Here is a 17,084-nt window from a genome sequence, read left to right as displayed (position 1 = left end):
AGATGCTGGCGTATATTTTTCGGCGACTGCTGCTGATCATCCCGACCCTGCTCGGCATTTTGCTGATCAACTTCGTGATCATCCAGGCCGCCCCCGGTGGGCCGGTGGAGCAGATGATCGCCAAGCTTGAAGGCTTCGAAGGCGCCACCAGCCGCATTGCCGGCGGCGGTGCCGAAGTCTCGGTTGCCGGCTCGGCCTATCGCGGCGCGCAGGGCCTGGACCCGATGCTGGTCAAGGAGATCGAGCACATGTACGGCTTCGACAAATCGGCGCCGGAACGCTTGTGGATCATGATCAAGAACTACGCCACCCTGGATTTCGGCGACAGCTTCTTCCGCGATGCCAAGGTCATCGACCTGATCAAGGAAAAGATGCCAGTGTCGATCTCGCTCGGGCTGTGGAGCACGCTGATCATGTACCTGGTGTCGATCCCGCTGGGGATCGCCAAGGCGACGCGACACGGCAGCCACTTCGACGTCTGGACCAGTTCGCTGATCATCGTCGGCTATGCGATCCCGGCGTTCCTGTTCGCCATCCTGCTGATCGTGGTGTTTGCCGGCGGCAGTTACCTTGACTGGTTCCCGCTCAGGGGACTGACTTCGAACAACTTCGATGAACTGAGCACGGGCGGCAAGATCCTCGATTATTTCTGGCACCTGGCATTGCCGGTAACTGCGCTGGTGATCGGCAACTTCGCGACCATGACCCTGCTGACCAAAAACAGCTTCCTCGACGAAATCAACAAGCAGTACGTGGTCACCGCCAAGGCCAAAGGCCTGACCAATCACCGTGTGCTCTACGGCCATGTGTTCCGCAATGCGATGCTGCTGGTGATCGCGGGGTTCCCTTCAGCGTTTATCGGGATCTTCTTCACCGGCTCGTTGCTGGTGGAAGTGATTTTCTCCCTGGACGGTCTTGGCTTGATGAGTTTCGAAGCGGCGATCAACCGCGATTACCCGGTGGTGTTCGGCACGCTGTTTATCTTCACCTTGCTCGGTCTGGTGGTGAAACTGATCGGTGACCTGACCTACACCTTTGTCGATCCGCGCATCGACTTCGAAAGCCGGGAGCATTGAGATGAATCTGTCCCCACTCAATCGCCGACGTTTCGAACTGTTCAAGGCCAACAAGCGTGGCTGGTGGTCGCTGTGGCTGTTTCTGGTGCTGTTCGGCCTGAGCCTCGGCGCCGAGCTGATTGCCAATGACAAACCGCTGGTGGTGCATTACGACAACGGCTGGTACTTCCCGGCACTCAAGCGCTACCCGGAAACCGCGTTCGGCGGCGAATTCCCGCTGGAAGCCAACTACAAGAGCCCGTATATCCGCGAATTGCTCAAGGCCAAGGACGCCTGGGTGCTGTGGGCGCCGATTCCCTACAGCTACCAGAGCATCAACTACGACCTGAAAGTCCCGGCGCCCGCGCCGCCTTCAGCCGACAATCTGCTCGGCACCGACGATCAGGGTCGCGATGTGTTGGCACGGGTGATTTACGGCTTCCGGATTTCGGTGCTGTTTGCCCTGACCCTGACCATTATCAGCTCGATCATCGGCGTAATCGCCGGGGCCTTGCAGGGGTTCTATGGCGGCTGGGTGGATCTGGCCGGGCAGCGTTTCCTGGAGATCTGGTCCGGGCTGCCGGTGCTGTATCTGCTGATCATCCTCGCCAGTTTCGTGCAGCCAAACTTCTGGTGGCTGCTGGGGATCATGCTGCTGTTCTCGTGGATGAGCCTGGTGGACGTGGTGCGCGCCGAGTTCCTGCGCGGGCGAAACCTGGAATACGTGCGCGCAGCCCGGGCGCTGGGGATGCAGAATGGCGCGATCATGTTCCGCCACATCCTGCCCAACGCGATGGTCTCGACCATGACCTTCATGCCGTTCATTTTGACCGGCGCCATCGGCACCCTGACCGCCCTCGATTTCCTGGGCTTCGGTTTGCCGCCGGGCGCGCCGTCCCTGGGTGAACTGGTGGCCCAGGGCAAATCCAACCTGCAAGCGCCGTGGCTCGGTATGAGCGCGTTTGCGGTGCTGGCATTGATGTTGAGTTTGCTGGTGTTCATCGGCGAGTCCGCTCGCGATGCCTTCGACCCGAGGAAGTGAAATGAATCAGGACAATCTGATCGAAGTGCGCGACCTGGCCGTCGAATTCGTCGTCGGCGACCACTGTCAGCGGGTGGTGGAAGGCGTCAGCTTCGACATCAAGCGCGGCGAAACCCTGGCCCTGGTTGGCGAAAGCGGCTCTGGCAAATCGGTGACCGCGCACTCGATCCTGCGACTGCTGCCCTACCCGCTCGCCCGGCACCCGTCCGGAACCATCGAGTATTCGGGGCAAGACCTGCTGAGCCTGAAAGAGAAAACCATCCGCCACATCCGCGGCAACCGGATCGCGATGATCTTCCAGGAGCCGATGACCTCGCTCAATCCGCTGCACTCGATCGAGAAACAGATCAACGAAGTCCTCGGCATCCACAAAGGTTTGATCGGCAAAGTCGCGACCAAACGTACGCTGGAACTGCTGGAAATGGTCGGCATTCCAGAACCCGAGAAGCGCCTGAAAGCCCTGCCCCACGAACTGTCCGGCGGCCAGCGCCAGCGGGTGATGATCGCCATGGCCCTGGCCAACGAGCCGGAACTGCTGATCGCTGACGAGCCAACTACCGCACTGGACGTGACCGTTCAGCTGAAAATCCTCGAATTGCTCAAGGAATTGCAGGCCCGCCTGGGCATGGCATTGCTACTGATCAGTCACGATTTGAACCTTGTGCGAAGAATTGCGCATCGCGTATGTGTCATGCAGCGCGGTTGCATCGTCGAACAGGCATCGTGCGAAGAGTTGTTCCGCGCGCCGCAGCATCCGTACACTCGGGAACTGCTGGCAGCGGAGCCCAGCGGCAAGCCGGCGACCAACGTTATTGGCCCGCCGCTGCTGCAGGTCGAGGACCTGAGAGTCTGGTTCCCGATCAAGAAAGGCTTTCTGAAAAAGACCGTCGACCACATCAAAGCGGTGGACGGGATCAATTTCAGCCTGCCCCAGGGGCAGACCCTGGGGATTGTGGGAGAAAGCGGTTCGGGCAAGTCGACGCTAGGGCTGGCGATTTTGCGGCTGATCGGCAGCAAAGGCGCCATCCGTTTTGAAGGCAAGCAGCTAGACTGCCTGACGCAGGCCGAGGTTCGGCCGTTGCGCCGGGAGATGCAGGTGGTGTTCCAGGACCCGTTCGGCAGCCTGAGCCCGCGGATGTGCGTGAGCCAGATCGTCGGCGAAGGCCTGCGGATCCACAAGATGGGCACCGAGGCGGAACAGGAACAAGCGATTATTGCGGCACTGAAGGAGGTAGGCCTGGACCCGGAAACCCGGAACCGCTACCCCCACGAATTTTCCGGAGGGCAGCGGCAGAGAATCGCCATTGCCCGGGCATTAGTGCTAAAACCGGCGTTGATTTTGCTGGACGAGCCGACCTCGGCCCTCGACCGCACCGTGCAACGCCAAGTGGTGGAGCTACTGCGTTCACTGCAAACCAAGTACAACCTGACGTATCTGTTTATCAGCCATGACCTGGCTGTCGTCAAGGCGCTGAGCCACCAGCTGATGGTGGTCAAGCAAGGCCAAGTGGTCGAACAGGGAGACGCGCAAAGTATCTTTGCCGCCCCCCAACATCCGTATACACAGCAGTTGCTGGAAGCCGCTTTCCTGGCTCCGGCCACTGCGCAATAACCTGAAAGAGAGGAGCAACACATGGGTTTTCTCGCCGGTAAGCGCGTACTGATCGTCGGTGTCGCCAGCAAGCTGTCCATCGCATCCGGCATCGCTGCCGCCATGCATCGCGAGGGCGCTGAGCTTGCCTTCACTTATCAGAACGACAAACTCAAGGGTCGTGTCGAAGAGTTCGCACAGAGCTGGGGTTCCAACCCTGACCTGTGCTTCCCGTGCGACGTGGCCAGCGATGAAGAAATTGCCAAGGTCTTCGTCGAACTGGGCAAGAAGTGGGACGGCCTGGATTGCATCGTGCACTCCGTCGGCTTCGCCCCGGGCGACCAACTGGACGGCGACTTCACCGAAGCCACCACCCGTGAAGGTTTCCGCATCGCTCACGACATCAGCGCCTACAGCTTCGTGGCCCTGGCCAAGGCCGGCCGCGAAATGATGAAAGGCCGCAATGGCAGCCTGCTGACCCTGTCGTACCTGGGCGCCGAGCGCACCATGCCAAACTACAACGTGATGGGCATGGCCAAGGCTTCGCTGGAAGCCGGCGTTCGTTACCTGGCCGGATCCCTGGGCCCGGACGGCACCCGCGTCAACTGCGTATCGGCTGGCCCGATCCGCACCCTCGCCGCTTCCGGCATCAAGAACTTCCGCAAGATGCTGGCCGCCAACGAAGCGCAAACCCCGCTGCGTCGCAACGTCACCATTGACGAAGTCGGCAACGCCGGCGCCTTCCTGTGCTCGGACCTGGCGTCCGGCATCAGCGGCGAAATCATGTACGTAGACGGTGGTTTCAACACCACTGCGATGGGCAGCCTGGAAGAGTGATCTTCCACTAGCCACTAAAAACCCGCCGGTTCCGGCGGGTTTTTTTATGCCTGCGGTTTCAGATCTGATGCAAATCCCTGTGGGAGCGGGCTTGCGTTTAGTCGGCGGGCGCCGTCAGGCACTTGGCAAACAGCTGCTGGATCGGCTGTGTGCGTTGGCTGTAGCGTTGCAGCAGCACGATCTCGCGGTAAAACGTCAGCTCATCCAGCGGGATGATCCTGACCTTCGCCCCATGTTCAAGCCATAACCCGGCCTCGGGCAGCAGTGAAACGCCGAGTCCGCATTCGACCATCTTCACGATGGCTTCCAGTTCATCCAGTTCCAGCGCGACTCGCACTTCAATCTGCTGCTCACGCAAAAACCGCGTCACCAAACGTCCGCCAAACGAATTGCGGTCGTAGCGCACGTGCGGGTGATTCGCGAGGATCTGCAACGGGTCATCTCCCTCAAGGTCCATCGGCACGATCAACACAAACGGTTCCCGGCGAATCACCTGCGCCGACAGTTCCTTGGGCAGCTCGAACGGCGGCTTGATCAGGATCGCCAGATCCACTTCGCCGGTATCGACCTGACTCAACAAATTCAATGACACGCCCGGCACCAGTTTCGGTTCCAGTAACGGCGCCTGCTGCCTCAAGCGCAACAACGCCTGAGGCAGCAGCCCGGTCTGGACCGTGGCCACCGCGCCGATTTTCAACTCGCCGCGATACTCGCCGACATCCTCGCTGACGGCCATTCGACTGAACGTTTCGAGAATCTCCCGCGCCATCGGCAATGCCCGTTGCCCGGCGGCGTTAAGCATCGCCTGGCGCCCGGTGCGGTCGAACAGGCGAATGCCCAGCGCCTGTTCCAGATTGCGCATCTGCGCGCTGACAGCCGACTGCGTCAGGCCGATGTGCATGCCGGCCGCCGCGAACGTGCCATAGCGCGTCACAGCGATGAAGGTTTTCAATTCGCGCAACATAAGCGTTCTCGATTGATCGAAATAATTTGAGCTCGACGCAAAAACTATCGTCTTTCCATCAAAAAGCACAGCGCTAAACTCAGCCTCATCTTTCCTGAAGTTCCGAGGCAAACCCGATGCAACTCTCCCCTTTTCACCTGGCCATCCCTGTTTACGATCTCGCTGCTGCGCGGCGTTTCTATGGCGAAGTGTTTGGCCTGGAAGAAGGCCGTTCAAGCGACCACTGGGTGGACTTCAATTTTTTCGGCCATCAACTGGTTATTCACCTGGCACCGAAAAACGCTTCCCAGGAAGCGGCGCACACCAATGCCGTGGACGGCCATAACGTGCCGGTGCCGCATTTTGGCGTGGTGCTGGGGATGGAGGAATGGGAGGCGTTGGCAGAACGACTGAACGCCCTCGACACCCGATTCGTGATTGAACCGGGGATTCGCTTTCAAGGATTGGTGGGCGAGCAAGCGACGATGTTTTTATTCGATCCCTGCGGCAACGCACTGGAGTTCAAGGCGTTCAAGGACATCAATCAGCTATTCGCCCAATAGCGTCGCCGGTCAAAAGTTGACAGCCCCCTGATGACGGGCATGCTCGATGGCGTCCATCAGGCCCTGCGCCGTCTTGTGATGCTCGGGGTCGAATTCGACCTGCGCGACACTGAACCGAATGTCGTAACAGCGATGGACGGTAGCGTTGCGCTCGTCGAGCATTTCCTCGAGCCGGGTCCTGATCCCGGCGACTTCCACAGCGCTGGAACCGGTCAGCAAAACGGCGAATTCATCACCCCCTACTCGCCCGACCACATCACTTTCGCGAAAGGCGATGCGCAATACGTCGGCAAAGGTCTTCAGGGCATTGTCGCCTTCACTGCGGCCGTACACCTCGTTGATGCGCTTGAAAGAGTCGAGATCGAAAACCAACAGGCTCGCCGGTTTCTCCAGATGCTGGCAGGCGTCCAGCCACAACTGAGCCAGCACCTGAAAGCCGTGCAGGTTGGTCAACAATGTCAGCTCATCCATACTCGCCATTTGCACAGCCGTTATCTGGTGTTCGAACTCACGTGCCAGGTTGCGCATCGTGTCGCGCTCTTGCACGCCGGTTTCAAGTACGTTCGGCCCGTGCAGGCTGTCTGCATCGGGGCTGGGCTTAGCCGGTTTGCCGGAAACCAACATTGTTCACTCCTGTGATGGGTATGTCCTTTAGAGCCATCTCTATCGCGTTTGACTCCCTGCTAACGGACCGCCGGTCAACTGCCCTGCACCGGACACGGTCCTCCAGCCTCGGCCCAGAGCTTGAATTGAGTGACGAAAATGTCGTGCGGCACCGACACCGGCGCCCTTCCCTCACCCGGATTCCAGCCCCAGAGCACCAATTTGTCCTCGCTGACGTGCTTGATCAGCGCCGCGAAATCGCGGTCCCCATTGCTGGAGCGATCCTTGATCATCGCGCACAACTGGTCGGCCGGCAGCCCGATCCAGGCCATCTTGTGTGCCGCGGGCGGCAAGCTCCAGTGCGGCGCCCCAGGTGGTGTATTTGGCCCGTAACTGGCGGGCGGATTGGCCTCGGCGTGACAGGTCGCGCAGGGCAGACCGGCCGCGCCCTTGCCGTCCATGCCGCGCACGACATTCATCGCGTGCGGGATTCCAGCGTCGAACTGCAACGGCGAATCGCCCGGGATATGACAGTTCTGGCAACGCGGGCTCTGGAAAACCTTCTGCACCGTATCAAACGCCTTGATGGCTTCCTTATCGTCAGCAAACAGGTCTTCGGCATAACCGGCCAGGCCGATCAACACCACCGCGCCCAGAATCAAATGTCGTCTCATCTCACACCCCTGACAGTTGCAACGGCAGTTCCCGCAAGCGCTGCCCGGTCAGGGCGAACACCGCGTTGGCTACTGCCGGCGCCGTGGGTGGGACACCGGCCTCGCCGATGCCGCCGGACCGTTCGGTGCTCGGCACGATATGCACTTCGACCACCGGCATTTCGTTGAGCCGCAGCACTTGATAGTCGTGGTAATTGGATTGCACCACCTGGCCGTCCTTGAACGTCAGTTTGCTGTGCAAGGTAAAGCCGAGGCCAAAGGTGATGCAGGACTCCATTTGCGCCGCGATGCTCATCGGGTTGACCGCAATTCCACAGTCCACCGCGCACACCACCCGGTGCACGCGGATTTTCAGGTTGTCCTGCGACACTTCCGCAACCTGGGCCACGTAACTGCCGAAGGATTCGTGCACCGCCACACCCAACGCGTGGCCGTCCGGCAGTGGTGCCTTCCAGTTGGCTTTCTCGACGGCAAGGTTCAGCACCGCCAAATGCCGCGGATGCATCTTGAGCAAGGTTCGTCGGTATTCCACCGGGTCCTTGCCGGCCGCTTCCGCCAATTCATCAATCAACGATTCCATGACAAACGCCGTGTGGCTGTGCCCCACCGAACGCAGCCACAACACGCTGATGCCGGTGGTCGGTGAGTGCAGTTCCACCTGGTGATTGGCCAGGCCTTCAAGGTAAGGGCTGTCAGCGACGCCTTCGACCGAGGTCTTGTCTACCCCGTCCTTGACCATCGTTGCTTCAAGCATGGTGCCGGCCATGATCGACTGACCGACCATCACATGTTTCCAGGCGATCGGCATGCCGCCGGCGTCCAGGCCGATGCGAGCCTGATGCAGGAACGCCGAGCGGTAGTAACCGCCGCGCACGTCGTCCTCCCGGGACCAGACAGTTTTCACCGGCCCGCCTGCCGCCTTGGCGACCTGCACGGCTTCAGCGACAAAATCCGAGGTCGGGTTGGCCCGCCGACCGAAGCCGCCCCCGAGAAACTCAGTGTGGATCTCGACCTGTTCGGGCTTGAGCCCGGTGATCTTGCCCGCGATCATTTGATCCAGGGTCTGGAACTGCGTGCCGGTCCAGATCTCGCATTTGTCCTTGCTGATTTTCACCGTGCAATTAAGCGGTTCCATCGGCGCGTGGGCCAGGTACGGCACGCTGTATTCGACGTCGACGGTCTTGGCCGCTTTGCCCAGTGCTGCGGTGGTATCCCCGGCCTTGCTGGCCGAGGTGCCGGGGGTGGCAGCGAGCTTGCGGAAACTCTCCAGCAGTTTCTGACTGTCGAGGCCGGCGTTCGGCCCCAAGTCCCACTCGACTTTCAGCGCATCGCGCCCCAGTTTTGCCGCCCAGTAATGGTCGGCAATAACCGCCACGCCCGTGGGCACCTGCACTACTTTATGCACGCCCGGCACGGCCAGCGCCTCGGCGCCTTCGAAGGATTTGACGCTGCCGCCAAACACGGGCGAACGGACCACCATGGCGGTCATCAAGCCCTCGAATTGCACGTCCATGCCGAACTTGGCGCGGCCGGTGATTTTCTCTGGCGTGTCCAGGCGCTTGGTGGGTTTACCGATGAGTTTCCAGTCCTTGGCCTCCTTGAACTTGATCGATGCCGGATCCGGTACCGGTAGCTTGCCGGCGTCGTCCGCCAGTTCACCGTAGGTCGCGCGGTTGTCGCCGGCAATGACCACGCCCGACTCGGTGCGAATCGCCGAGGGCGCAACATTGAAACGTTTGGCTGCGGCATCGATCAGCATCAAGCGCGCTGCCGCGCCAGCCTGCCGGTAACGATCGAACTCCATCCAGGTCGAGGTCGAGCCGCCGGTGATCTGCATGCCGCCGAACCCCGCCATGCCGTAGTCAGCGGCCGAGGCAGGTGAATGTTCGACGCGGATTTTCGACCAGTCGGCGTCCAGTTCTTCGGCGATCAACATGGTCAGGCCGGTCCATATGCCCTGGCCCATTTCCGAGTGGCCGAGCAGTACGGTGACGACGTTGTCGTTGCCGATCCGCAAAAACGCATTGGGCGCAAAAACGTTTCCTTCATTCTCCGCGCCCACGGCAAAGCGATGAGCACCGGGGATGACGAACGCCACCACCAGACCACCGCCCAACAGTGCGCTGCCCTTGAGAAAACCGCGACGTGATACCGGGTTGATACTGTTCATGTTCAAACTCCCTTCAACGTGGCATCAACCGATCTCGGCGGCGCGTTTGACCGCGGCACGGATCCTTGGGTAGGTGCCGCAGCGACAGATATTGCCGGAGAGCGCCTGATCGATGTCGCTGTCGGTGGGTTTGGGAATCTTCGCCAGCAACGCGGCGGCGGACATGATCTGCCCGGACTGGCAGTAACCGCACTGCACGACGTCGAGTTCGGCCCAGGCTTGCTGCACCGGATGCGAGCCGTCGGTGGACAAGCCTTCGATGGTGAGGATTTTTTGCCCGTGGGCCACCGCAGTGGCGGGCGTGATGCAGGAGCGTAGCGGCGCGCCGTCGACGTGCACGGTGCAGGCGCCGCACTGGGCCATGCCGCAACCGAATTTGGTGCCGGTCAGGTGCGCGACATCGCGCAGGACCCAAAGCAGCGGCATGTCCGCGGGGACATCCAGCTCCTGATCCTTGCCATTGATGTTCAGGGTCAGCATTGCCAATTTCCTCAGACTCACGGTGCTCTGAAGGGGCGTCGCTGTGACAACAAAATGCCCACGCGCGCCTCGGGTTATCCCTACAGCTAAGCGCAAAATGCCGAGGGAGACCGGTTCATCGACCACCGGTCACACAATGAAAGGCGAACCGGGGTGCTTTGTAGCAGCTGTCGAGCCTGCGAGGCTGCGTCCGGCGACGAAGTCGTCGTAAACCCTGCGAACACGGTTCTCTTGAGGCACCGCGGGGTCTGACTTCACGACGACTGCGTCGCCGAACGCAGCCTCGCAGGCTCGGCAGCTGCTACGGACCGAGCTTAGGCTTGGAAATCGGTGGACACCGACACCTCGCGCCATGTCTGCAATTCATCGGCGACGAAGGCGTTCTTGGCTTCGATCGCCGCGACGCAGTCACTGCCCAACGGCAAGCGCAGCGGTGCTTTTTTCGCTTCCACCAGAGTGATCACGGCCTGGGCGAGCTTGTCCGGGTCGCCCGGTTGATTCAGGGTCACGGCTTTGGCAATTTTGCGGACCTCGCCCGCCGTGCTGTCGTAGTCGGCAATCGTCGACGGGGATTCGACCAGGGAATTGCCCTCGAGGAATTCGGTCCGGAAGTAACCAGGCTCAACCACGGTGACTTTGACACCCACCGGCGCCAACTCGGCGTGCAGCGCTTCGCTCAGGCCTTCGACGGCAAACTTGGTCGAGCAGTAGACGCCAAAGCCAGGCCCCGATGCATAACCACCCACCGAAGACAGGTTGATCACATGCCCACTGCGGGCGGCGCGCATGTACGGCAGAACGGCGCGAGTGATATTCAGCAAGCCGAAGACGTTGGTTTCGTACACCCGGCGCACTTCATCGGCGCTGGCTTCTTCCACCGCGCCCAGCAAACCGAAGCCGGCGTTGTTGACCAGCACATCGATGCGCCCGAAGTGCTCGATAGCTGCGTTGGCAACCGCAATGCCTTGGGCTTCGTTGGTGACATCCAGGGACACCGCGAGCAACGCGGGTTGCGTGCCAAAACGTTGAGTGACGCTGCTTGCATCACGGGCAGTCGCCACCACCGCGTCGCCGTTGGCCAAAGCCGCTGCGGCAATCTTGGCGCCGATTCCGCGGGAAGCGCCAGTGATAAGCCAGACACGTTTAAAGGTGTGGGAGGTGGTCATGATCGAGTTCCTTGTTTTGGGTTGGGGTGAGCACAAGGTACGCAGGAAGATTGGCCGGAAAAATGCCCTCGTGTTACAAGCACTATGAAACTGTCTTTCATAATGGCGGCTTTATGAATCACGATCCTTTCGACGGCTTGACCGAGTTTCTGGCGGTGGCCGAGCACAAAAGCTTCACCCTCGCCGCTACCCGGTTGGCGGTCACGCCCACGGCGGTCAGCCACGCGATCAAACTGCTGGAACGGCGCACCGGCGTGCTGCTGTTCCAACGCACCACCAGGCGCGTGGCATTGACCGAAGCCGGCGCCAGCCTGTTTGCCCGTTTGCGCCCGGCAGCCAATGAAATCGATGAAGCCCTGGCAGTGCTCAGCGGTTTTCGCGACCAGCCGATGGGCACGTTGCGCATCACCGCCCCGCGCCTGTCCGGCGCCTTGTTGATCGAGCCGTTGATGCCGCTGTTCCGTCAGGCTTATCCGCAGGTCAGCCTCGACATCTCCCTGGACGACGCGACGGTCGACCTCATGGAGAGCGGTTTCGATGCCGGGATCCGGCTGGGGGAGTCCATCGAGAAAGACATGATCGCCGTGCGCCTGACGCCGGACCTGCAATGGTCGGTGGTGGGCTCGCCGGCGTACTTCGCCAAGGCCGGCAAACCGCTCAGCCCGGAAGACTTGACCCGTCATGAGTGCATCGGCTTCCGCTTTGCCAGTTCCGGCAGCGCGCATCGCTGGGAGTTTCGCCGCGACGGGCGGGACTTCACGGTGGGCGTCGAGAGTAGCGTGCTCGTCAATGATCGCAAGCTGCTGGTCTGCGCCGCCCGGAACGGGCTCGGACTGGCTTACGCCTGCAATCTGGAGATCATCGACGAGCTGGCGAACGGTCAGCTGGAGCCGGTACTGCAGCCGTTTGTGCCGCTGAGTTCGGCGTTGTACCTGTACTTTCCCAGCCGCACCCAGACTCAACCGAAACTGCGCGCCTTTATCGATATGGCCACGCAGTGGATCGCCGATCGCGGTGCGCTGGGACGTTAAAGCCTCGGTTTGAGCAAGATGCCGGTGTAGTGCAGGAGAAACAGGCCGAAAGCACTGCTCCAAAGCAGCGCCGAAAGGCCTAGACCGAACCCGGAAAACGGCACCAGAAACACCCGGCTCAACGCGGCGATCACCAGCAACGCAAACCCCAGCACCACCGTGTTCGACGGCTGCAACAGGCGCCCGGTATGACCCAGGCTGACCCTCGCAATCATCGCCAGGATCAACCCGCCGATACCGCCGACCGCCAAGGCGTGCGTGGCCAGACTTTGCTGCGGCATCAGGCCCGCATGCCACAACGCCATCGCCAGCGCGGCAACCACCAGCCAGGCATACGCGAGGTACAGCGACCAGAGCAGCGGCACGCGCCAGATACCCCGGTCATGCCAGCGCCACAAGCGCAGCAGGTGCAGCGCGCCCATCAGTAGAAACAACGCCGCCAGCAAACGCCTGGGCTCATCGTTCAACCCGCCAGCAAAGGACATCGCCGCGACCAGGCTGCTCAGAAGCAATACTTGAGTTGGCAACGCGGGAGCGGCGGATGCAGCGGCACGGTTCAAGCCGCGCTGAATGAAGAAGGGAATGACCCGGCCACCGATCACGGTCATCAACGCCGCCACCAGCCATAAGGCCGACAACACGCCATGCCGTTGCAGGACTGCGTCATCAATCGCAATGCCCCACAGCGTTATGCCCTGACAGCCGGCCATCAGCGCGATCACCAACAGAATCGGGTAGTTGTCGCGCTTGCCGGCGGCCACCAGATCCCGTCCGATCGCCCAGGCCAGCAGTGGAAGAAAAGGCACTTGCGAGGCCAGCAACAGGCTATCGGAAATGGGCAGTAACCAGGCCAGTCGCGCCAGCAGCCACACTAGCACCAACCCCATCAGCGGCCAGCCGTTTAGGCCGGGACGCCCTGTCCAATTGGGCACTGCAGTCAGCAAGAATCCGGCGATGATCGCCGTGGCAAAACCAAACGGCATTTCATGCCGGTGCCAGGCCAGCATCCCGCCCACAGGCTGCGCGCCGGGCAATCGGCCGAACAGCCAAAGCGCCCAGATCGCCACCGCGATCGCAGCGAATCCGGCGCCTGCCAGAAAGAACGGTCGAAACCCGAGACTGAAGACCGGTGCAGCAGCGAGTCTGCGCATCAGGCAGCAACCCTTACCAGGCCTGTGCCCAAGCGATGCTGGGCCAGCAGGCGCATGACATAGCCGATCTTGAGTAAGGTCGGGCCGATGATGGTCATCGCATGCATCGACACCAGCACCACGATGGGCAGGTGGCCGTTGTAGAGGTATGCGCCGTAGATGCCTGCCAAAAGCAGCGCCAGGCCAGCGCCCAGTACACGACTCGACAGGTGCAGAACGTTCTGAGGATTGCTGAAGAAATCGAACATTTTTCCGTACTCCCGTAGCAGTTCAGTTGTACGTTTTACTTATCAAGTCTCGTGCCAGTTTTTTAGTCCTTGTAAATCAGCCCCCTGAAGCAGTTCGAGTCATATCGACCATTTTCAGAGATAGTCAGTATGACTACTACATTTGTCATTTAGACTCGATCACACCTATATCTGAGGGCCCATGTCGATCTACGGTCCAGCCAATCGCCTACAAGCTGGCTACGCTGATAATCCAGCATGAGTAACCCGTAGAGGAGCAAACCACCATGCAACGTGTGCAAAAACTGACTCCCTGCCTCTGGTTCGACACTCAGGCCGAAGAGGCCGCGAAGTTTTACTGTTCGATCTTCGATCATTCGAAAATCACCGCCATCACACGAAGAAATCGCAACGGGCCATGCAAGCCATGATGCAGATGAAAAAACTCGACATCGCCGCCTTGCAGCGAGCCTTTGATGGCGAGAGCTAATACACTCCGTAGCTGGCCTGCCTGGGACACTGACGATGAAGCACACCGTTGCCAAAGACGCTGACACAGCCCCCCGCTTCTGGCGCGACGATGCCCTGCCCTTCATCGAAGCCCGCTCTATCGCCGACGGCCGCGAGGTCTGCTACACCCGGCATTCCCACGAGCACTTTTCCATCGGTGCGATAACGGCCGGGCGCAGTACCTACCTTCACGAGCAAGCGCAGTTCGAAGTCAGCGCCGGCACCGTGGTGTTGATGAACCCCGATGATGTCCATGCCTGCAATCCGATCGACGACCAGCCGTGGTCGTACTTGATGCTGTACGTCGAGACGCCCTGGCTGACCGATCTGCAACACCAGCTCGGCTTCAGCCAGGACTCGGCATTCCGGCGGTTTTCCATCACCCACACTCGCGACGGCAACCTGTTCGCCGGCCTCAACGGCCTGTACGAAATCCTGGTGGATCCCCTGCAGGACGTGTTGTGCAAACACAGTGCGGCGGTGGAGTTTTTCACCGAGGTGCAACAGCGGCTCAACCCGATCGATCAACCGCTGCGCGAACCCAATTTCAAGCTGGAACGGGCGGCCGACTATATTCGCGATCACTGCACACACCCGCTCAAACTGGAGGACATTTGCGAAGCGGCTCAACTGTCGCCGTCCTATCTCATTCGAGCCTTCAAGCAGCATCACGGCATGACGCCACACGCATTTCTGGTCAACCGGCGTATCCAGTTCGCCCGTGATCAATTGCGCAACGGCAAGTTGATTGCTGATGTTGCGCTGGAAGCGGGATTTGCCGACCAGGCGCATTTTCAGCGGGTGTTCAAGCAGCATCTGGCGGCCACACCGGGGCAATATCGCGGCTGATCAGGGCATCAAAAGGTACGCAGCACTCACCGCCAGCAGCAACGCCATGATCCGGTTGAACAGGCGCATGCCCGCAGGATTGCTCAAGTACCCGCGCAAAAAGGTGCCGGCATACGCCCAACATCCGACGGATACGTAGCAGATCACCAGATACACCGCCGCAAACTGCCAGACCAACCGCGCCTCGCCGTCCGCGACGAAGGCGCCCATGCCTGCCACACACGCCAGCCAGGCTTTCGGGTTGAGCCATTGCATCACCGCGCCGTACAGCATTGAAGGTGCCCGGCGCGACTCTTTCGCGTCGATGTGGCCGTCGTCCGCCGCCAGTTTCCAGGCCATGAACAACAGAAACGCCACGCCGGCCAGTTGCACCACCCGCGTCAGCGCCGGCCACAGCCGCAACACCTCATGCAACCCCAGGCCCATCAGCACCAGCAGTAAAACGAAGCCCAACGTGGCCCCGGCCACATGCCGCTGACTGGCACGAAAACCGAATTGCGCCCCCGAACTCAACGCAACAATGTTCACCGGCCCAGGCGTTATCGAAGCAACCAACGCAAATGTCGCCATGGAGACAATCAGACTCATCGCACACCTTCTTCAATGTCAGAGAAACCAGCGCTCAAGGTACTGAGCGCCCTGCCCTGCGTATTGAAGAAAACTGCCTAATCATCCTCATGCAACTTGATGCCCCGAGCGTGCAGCAGATGAGGCACGACCAGCACCAGCAGCGTCAGCGCGAGGAACGACGCGGCAATGGGTTGGGTCAGAAAGATCATCCAGTCACCCTCGCTGATGGACAACGCGTTGCGCAGCTGCTTTTCCGCCATCGGCCCCAGCAGCATGCCTACGATCACCGGCGCGACGGGGAAATCGAAACGCCGCATCAGCACCCCGCCCCAACCGATTGCCAGCATCAGCAGCAGGTCGAACGAAGAGTGGCGCATGCCATACACGCCGATGGTGGCGAACACCAGAATGCCGGCGTTCAGGTACGGTCGGGGAATCTGCAGCAGCTTGACCCACAACCCCACCAGCGGCAGGTTCAACACCAGCAGGATGACGTTGCCGATGTACAGCGAAGCGACAAGGGTCCAGACCAGATCGCCCGAGGTCTGGAACAGCATCGGCCCCGGTTGCAGGTTGTAGTTCTGGAACGCGGCCAACAGGATCGCCGCCGTCGCAGAGGTCGGAATACCGAGCGTCAGTAGCGGCACCAGAGAACCGGTGGCGCTGGCGTTGTTGGCCGCTTCGGGGCCGGCAACCCCCTCGATGGCGCCCTCGCCCTTGTTGCCCGCGAACTCTTTGGGAAACTTGCTCAGTTTGCGTTCGGCGGAATAGGACAGGAAAGTTGGAATTTCAGCGCCACCGGCTGGAATCGAGCCGAACGGGAAACCGATCAGCGTGCCCCGCAGCCAGGCAGGAATCGAGCGCTTCCAGTCGGAGCGCGTCATCCATAAAGACGTCAGCCGGTGCCGACCGGACGCTTCTTCCTTTTGATACAACAGGCTGTACAACGCCTCGCCCACGGCAAACAAACCGACCGCCACGAGCACGACTTCGATGCCATCCACCAACTCCGGAACACCCAGGGTGTAGCGGGCAATGCCCGAGGTCGAGTCCAGGCCGATCAAGCCGATCGTCAGGCCAATCCCCAGCGAAGCGAACCCCCGCAGCATCGAGGCGCCGAGCACCGCCGATACGGTGGTGAAGGACAGCACCAGAATCGCAAAATACTCCGCAGGACCAAACTTGAGCGCCAGCGTGGCAACGATCGGCGCAAACAAGGTGAGCATAACCGTGGCGATGGTGCCGGCGACAAACGAGCCGATCGCCGCTGTCGCCAAGGCCGGCCCTGCCCGTCCGTTACGGGCCATGAGGTTGCCTTCCAGGGCCGTGACCATGGACGACGACTCTCCGGGGGTATTGAGCAGGATCGAGGTGGTCGATCCACCGAACTGCGCGCCGTAATAGATACCAGCGAACATGATCAGCGCCCCGGTAGGGTCGACCTTTGCGGTGATCGGCAACAGCAGCGCAACGGTCAGTGCCGGTCCGATCCCCGGCAAGACACCAATGGCCGTGCCGAGCAAGCAGCCGATAAACCCCCACATCAAATTGATCGGCGTCAGCGCAGCGGCAAAACCGACGGCCAGACTTGAGAGAATATCCACCGTGTTTATCTCCTTGGG

At 60.7% G+C, this 17,084-nt stretch carries 17 protein-coding genes and 1 pseudogene; 8 read left to right on the top strand and 10 right to left on the bottom strand.

Translation table 11 applies throughout. The features are described from left to right. Positions 1-2 precede the first annotated feature (2 nt). The 4 genes from ACA053_RS13100 to fabI are packed head-to-tail and all read left to right on the top strand — an operon-like array spanning position 3 to position 4,525. On the top strand, positions 3-1,076 hold the full coding sequence (locus ACA053_RS13100; RefSeq protein ID WP_010459785.1) for a microcin C ABC transporter permease YejB: 1,074 nt from the start codon (positions 3-5) through the stop codon (positions 1,074-1,076). A 1-nt stretch (position 1,077) separates the two neighbouring features. Next, the gene (locus ACA053_RS13095; protein WP_109630526.1) at positions 1,078-2,097 is read left to right on the top strand and encodes an ABC transporter permease; all 1,020 of its coding nucleotides are present in this window, start codon (positions 1,078-1,080) and stop codon (positions 2,095-2,097) included. Between the two features lies 1 nt (position 2,098). Then, a complete protein-coding gene (locus ACA053_RS13090) occupies positions 2,099-3,709 on the top strand; it encodes an ABC transporter ATP-binding protein (RefSeq protein WP_497395834.1) in 1,611 nt (536 codons plus the stop codon). Between the two features lie 21 nt (positions 3,710-3,730). Further along, positions 3,731-4,525 (top strand): enoyl-ACP reductase FabI, encoded by a 795-nt coding sequence (fabI, locus tag ACA053_RS13085; protein ID WP_008152082.1) that lies wholly within the window; start codon positions 3,731-3,733, stop codon positions 4,523-4,525. A 97-nt stretch (positions 4,526-4,622) separates the two neighbouring features. Here fabI and ACA053_RS13080 read toward each other — a convergent pair whose 3' ends face one another. Further along, positions 4,623-5,489: a LysR family transcriptional regulator gene (locus ACA053_RS13080; protein WP_497317696.1), complete on the bottom strand. Its 867-nt coding sequence runs from the start codon at positions 5,487-5,489 to the stop codon at positions 4,623-4,625. Between the two features lie 116 nt (positions 5,490-5,605). Between ACA053_RS13080 and ACA053_RS13075 the strand changes: the two genes are divergently transcribed. Further along, positions 5,606-6,031, top strand: a complete 426-nt coding sequence (locus ACA053_RS13075) for a VOC family protein (RefSeq protein ID WP_497317694.1) — start codon at positions 5,606-5,608, stop codon at positions 6,029-6,031. Positions 6,032-6,040: 9 nt separating this feature from the next. On the opposite strand, the gene ACA053_RS13070 is transcribed toward ACA053_RS13075, so the two are convergent. From ACA053_RS13070 to ACA053_RS13050, 5 genes are all read right to left on the bottom strand, one after another. Further along, positions 6,041-6,655 (bottom strand): GGDEF domain-containing protein, encoded by a 615-nt coding sequence (locus ACA053_RS13070; RefSeq protein ID WP_497317692.1) that lies wholly within the window; start codon positions 6,653-6,655, stop codon positions 6,041-6,043. 74 nt (positions 6,656-6,729) lie between these two features. Then, complete coding sequence (locus tag ACA053_RS13065; protein WP_497395832.1) at positions 6,730-7,308, bottom strand: hypothetical protein; 579 nt, start codon at positions 7,306-7,308, stop codon at positions 6,730-6,732. A gap of 1 nt (position 7,309) precedes the next feature. Further along, positions 7,310-9,478, bottom strand: coding sequence for a xanthine dehydrogenase family protein molybdopterin-binding subunit (locus ACA053_RS13060; RefSeq protein WP_497395830.1), 2,169 nt, complete (start codon positions 9,476-9,478; stop codon positions 7,310-7,312). Between the two features lie 24 nt (positions 9,479-9,502). After that, positions 9,503-9,958 (bottom strand): (2Fe-2S)-binding protein, encoded by a 456-nt coding sequence (locus ACA053_RS13055; RefSeq protein ID WP_010459764.1) that lies wholly within the window; start codon positions 9,956-9,958, stop codon positions 9,503-9,505. 314 nt (positions 9,959-10,272) lie between these two features. Next, entirely contained in the window at positions 10,273-11,124 is an 852-nt protein-coding gene (locus ACA053_RS13050) for an oxidoreductase (protein WP_497395828.1), read from the bottom strand. A gap of 113 nt (positions 11,125-11,237) precedes the next feature. On the opposite strand from ACA053_RS13050, the gene ACA053_RS13045 reads away from it, so the two are divergent. Continuing rightward, positions 11,238-12,155 (top strand): LysR family transcriptional regulator, encoded by a 918-nt coding sequence (locus tag ACA053_RS13045; protein WP_109630503.1) that lies wholly within the window; start codon positions 11,238-11,240, stop codon positions 12,153-12,155. Here ACA053_RS13045 and ACA053_RS13040 read toward each other — a convergent pair. Continuing rightward, positions 12,152-13,306: an NnrS family protein gene (locus ACA053_RS13040; protein WP_497317682.1), complete on the bottom strand. Its 1,155-nt coding sequence runs from the start codon at positions 13,304-13,306 to the stop codon at positions 12,152-12,154. The two genes, ACA053_RS13045 and ACA053_RS13040, sit on opposite strands and share 4 nt — an antisense overlap. After that, positions 13,306-13,554, bottom strand: a complete 249-nt coding sequence (locus ACA053_RS13035) for a transmembrane sensor/regulator PpyR (RefSeq protein WP_497317680.1) — start codon at positions 13,552-13,554, stop codon at positions 13,306-13,308. The genes ACA053_RS13040 and ACA053_RS13035 overlap by 1 nt, the downstream gene beginning before the upstream one ends. A 266-nt stretch (positions 13,555-13,820) precedes the next feature. Between ACA053_RS13035 and ACA053_RS13030 the strand changes: the two are divergent. Both ACA053_RS13030 and ACA053_RS13025 read left to right on the top strand, forming a co-directional pair. Next, a pseudogene (locus ACA053_RS13030) lies at positions 13,821-13,949 on the top strand (VOC family protein); the annotation flags it as partial. Between the two features lie 109 nt (positions 13,950-14,058). Continuing rightward, positions 14,059-14,892 (top strand): AraC family ligand binding domain-containing protein, encoded by an 834-nt coding sequence (locus ACA053_RS13025; protein WP_497317678.1) that lies wholly within the window; start codon positions 14,059-14,061, stop codon positions 14,890-14,892. On the opposite strand, the gene ACA053_RS13020 is transcribed toward ACA053_RS13025, so the two are convergent. Continuing rightward, a complete protein-coding gene (locus tag ACA053_RS13020; protein WP_497317676.1) occupies positions 14,893-15,480 on the bottom strand; it encodes a LysE family translocator in 588 nt (195 codons plus the stop codon). 77 nt (positions 15,481-15,557) lie between these two features. Next, the gene (locus tag ACA053_RS13015; protein ID WP_497395826.1) at positions 15,558-17,066 is read right to left on the bottom strand and encodes a tripartite tricarboxylate transporter permease; all 1,509 of its coding nucleotides are present in this window, start codon (positions 17,064-17,066) and stop codon (positions 15,558-15,560) included. Between the last annotated feature and the right edge of the window lie 18 nt (positions 17,067-17,084).

The sequence above is a fragment of the Pseudomonas sp. LBUM1672 genome, assembly GCF_059695655.1.
This window is presented reverse-complemented; position numbering and strand designations above follow the sequence as displayed.

Coding starts and splice junctions, on each gene's coding strand:
- ACA053_RS13100 (WP_010459785.1), top strand. CDS start 3: ATGCTGGCGTATATTTTTCGGCGACTGCTGCTGATCATCCCGACCCTG.
- ACA053_RS13095 (WP_109630526.1), top strand. CDS start 1,078: ATGAATCTGTCCCCACTCAATCGCCGACGTTTCGAACTGTTCAAGGCC.
- ACA053_RS13090 (WP_497395834.1), top strand. CDS start 2,099: ATGAATCAGGACAATCTGATCGAAGTGCGCGACCTGGCCGTCGAATTC.
- fabI (WP_008152082.1), top strand. CDS start 3,731: ATGGGTTTTCTCGCCGGTAAGCGCGTACTGATCGTCGGTGTCGCCAGC.
- ACA053_RS13080 (WP_497317696.1), bottom strand. CDS start 5,489: ATGTTGCGCGAATTGAAAACCTTCATCGCTGTGACGCGCTATGGCACG.
- ACA053_RS13075 (WP_497317694.1), top strand. CDS start 5,606: ATGCAACTCTCCCCTTTTCACCTGGCCATCCCTGTTTACGATCTCGCT.
- ACA053_RS13070 (WP_497317692.1), bottom strand. CDS start 6,655: ATGTTGGTTTCCGGCAAACCGGCTAAGCCCAGCCCCGATGCAGACAGC.
- ACA053_RS13065 (WP_497395832.1), bottom strand. CDS start 7,308: ATGAGACGACATTTGATTCTGGGCGCGGTGGTGTTGATCGGCCTGGCC.
- ACA053_RS13060 (WP_497395830.1), bottom strand. CDS start 9,478: ATGAACAGTATCAACCCGGTATCACGTCGCGGTTTTCTCAAGGGCAGC.
- ACA053_RS13055 (WP_010459764.1), bottom strand. CDS start 9,958: ATGCTGACCCTGAACATCAATGGCAAGGATCAGGAGCTGGATGTCCCC.
- ACA053_RS13050 (WP_497395828.1), bottom strand. CDS start 11,124: ATGACCACCTCCCACACCTTTAAACGTGTCTGGCTTATCACTGGCGCT.
- ACA053_RS13045 (WP_109630503.1), top strand. CDS start 11,238: ATGAATCACGATCCTTTCGACGGCTTGACCGAGTTTCTGGCGGTGGCC.
- ACA053_RS13040 (WP_497317682.1), bottom strand. CDS start 13,306: ATGCGCAGACTCGCTGCTGCACCGGTCTTCAGTCTCGGGTTTCGACCG.
- ACA053_RS13035 (WP_497317680.1), bottom strand. CDS start 13,554: ATGTTCGATTTCTTCAGCAATCCTCAGAACGTTCTGCACCTGTCGAGT.
- ACA053_RS13025 (WP_497317678.1), top strand. CDS start 14,059: ATGAAGCACACCGTTGCCAAAGACGCTGACACAGCCCCCCGCTTCTGG.
- ACA053_RS13020 (WP_497317676.1), bottom strand. CDS start 15,480: ATGAGTCTGATTGTCTCCATGGCGACATTTGCGTTGGTTGCTTCGATA.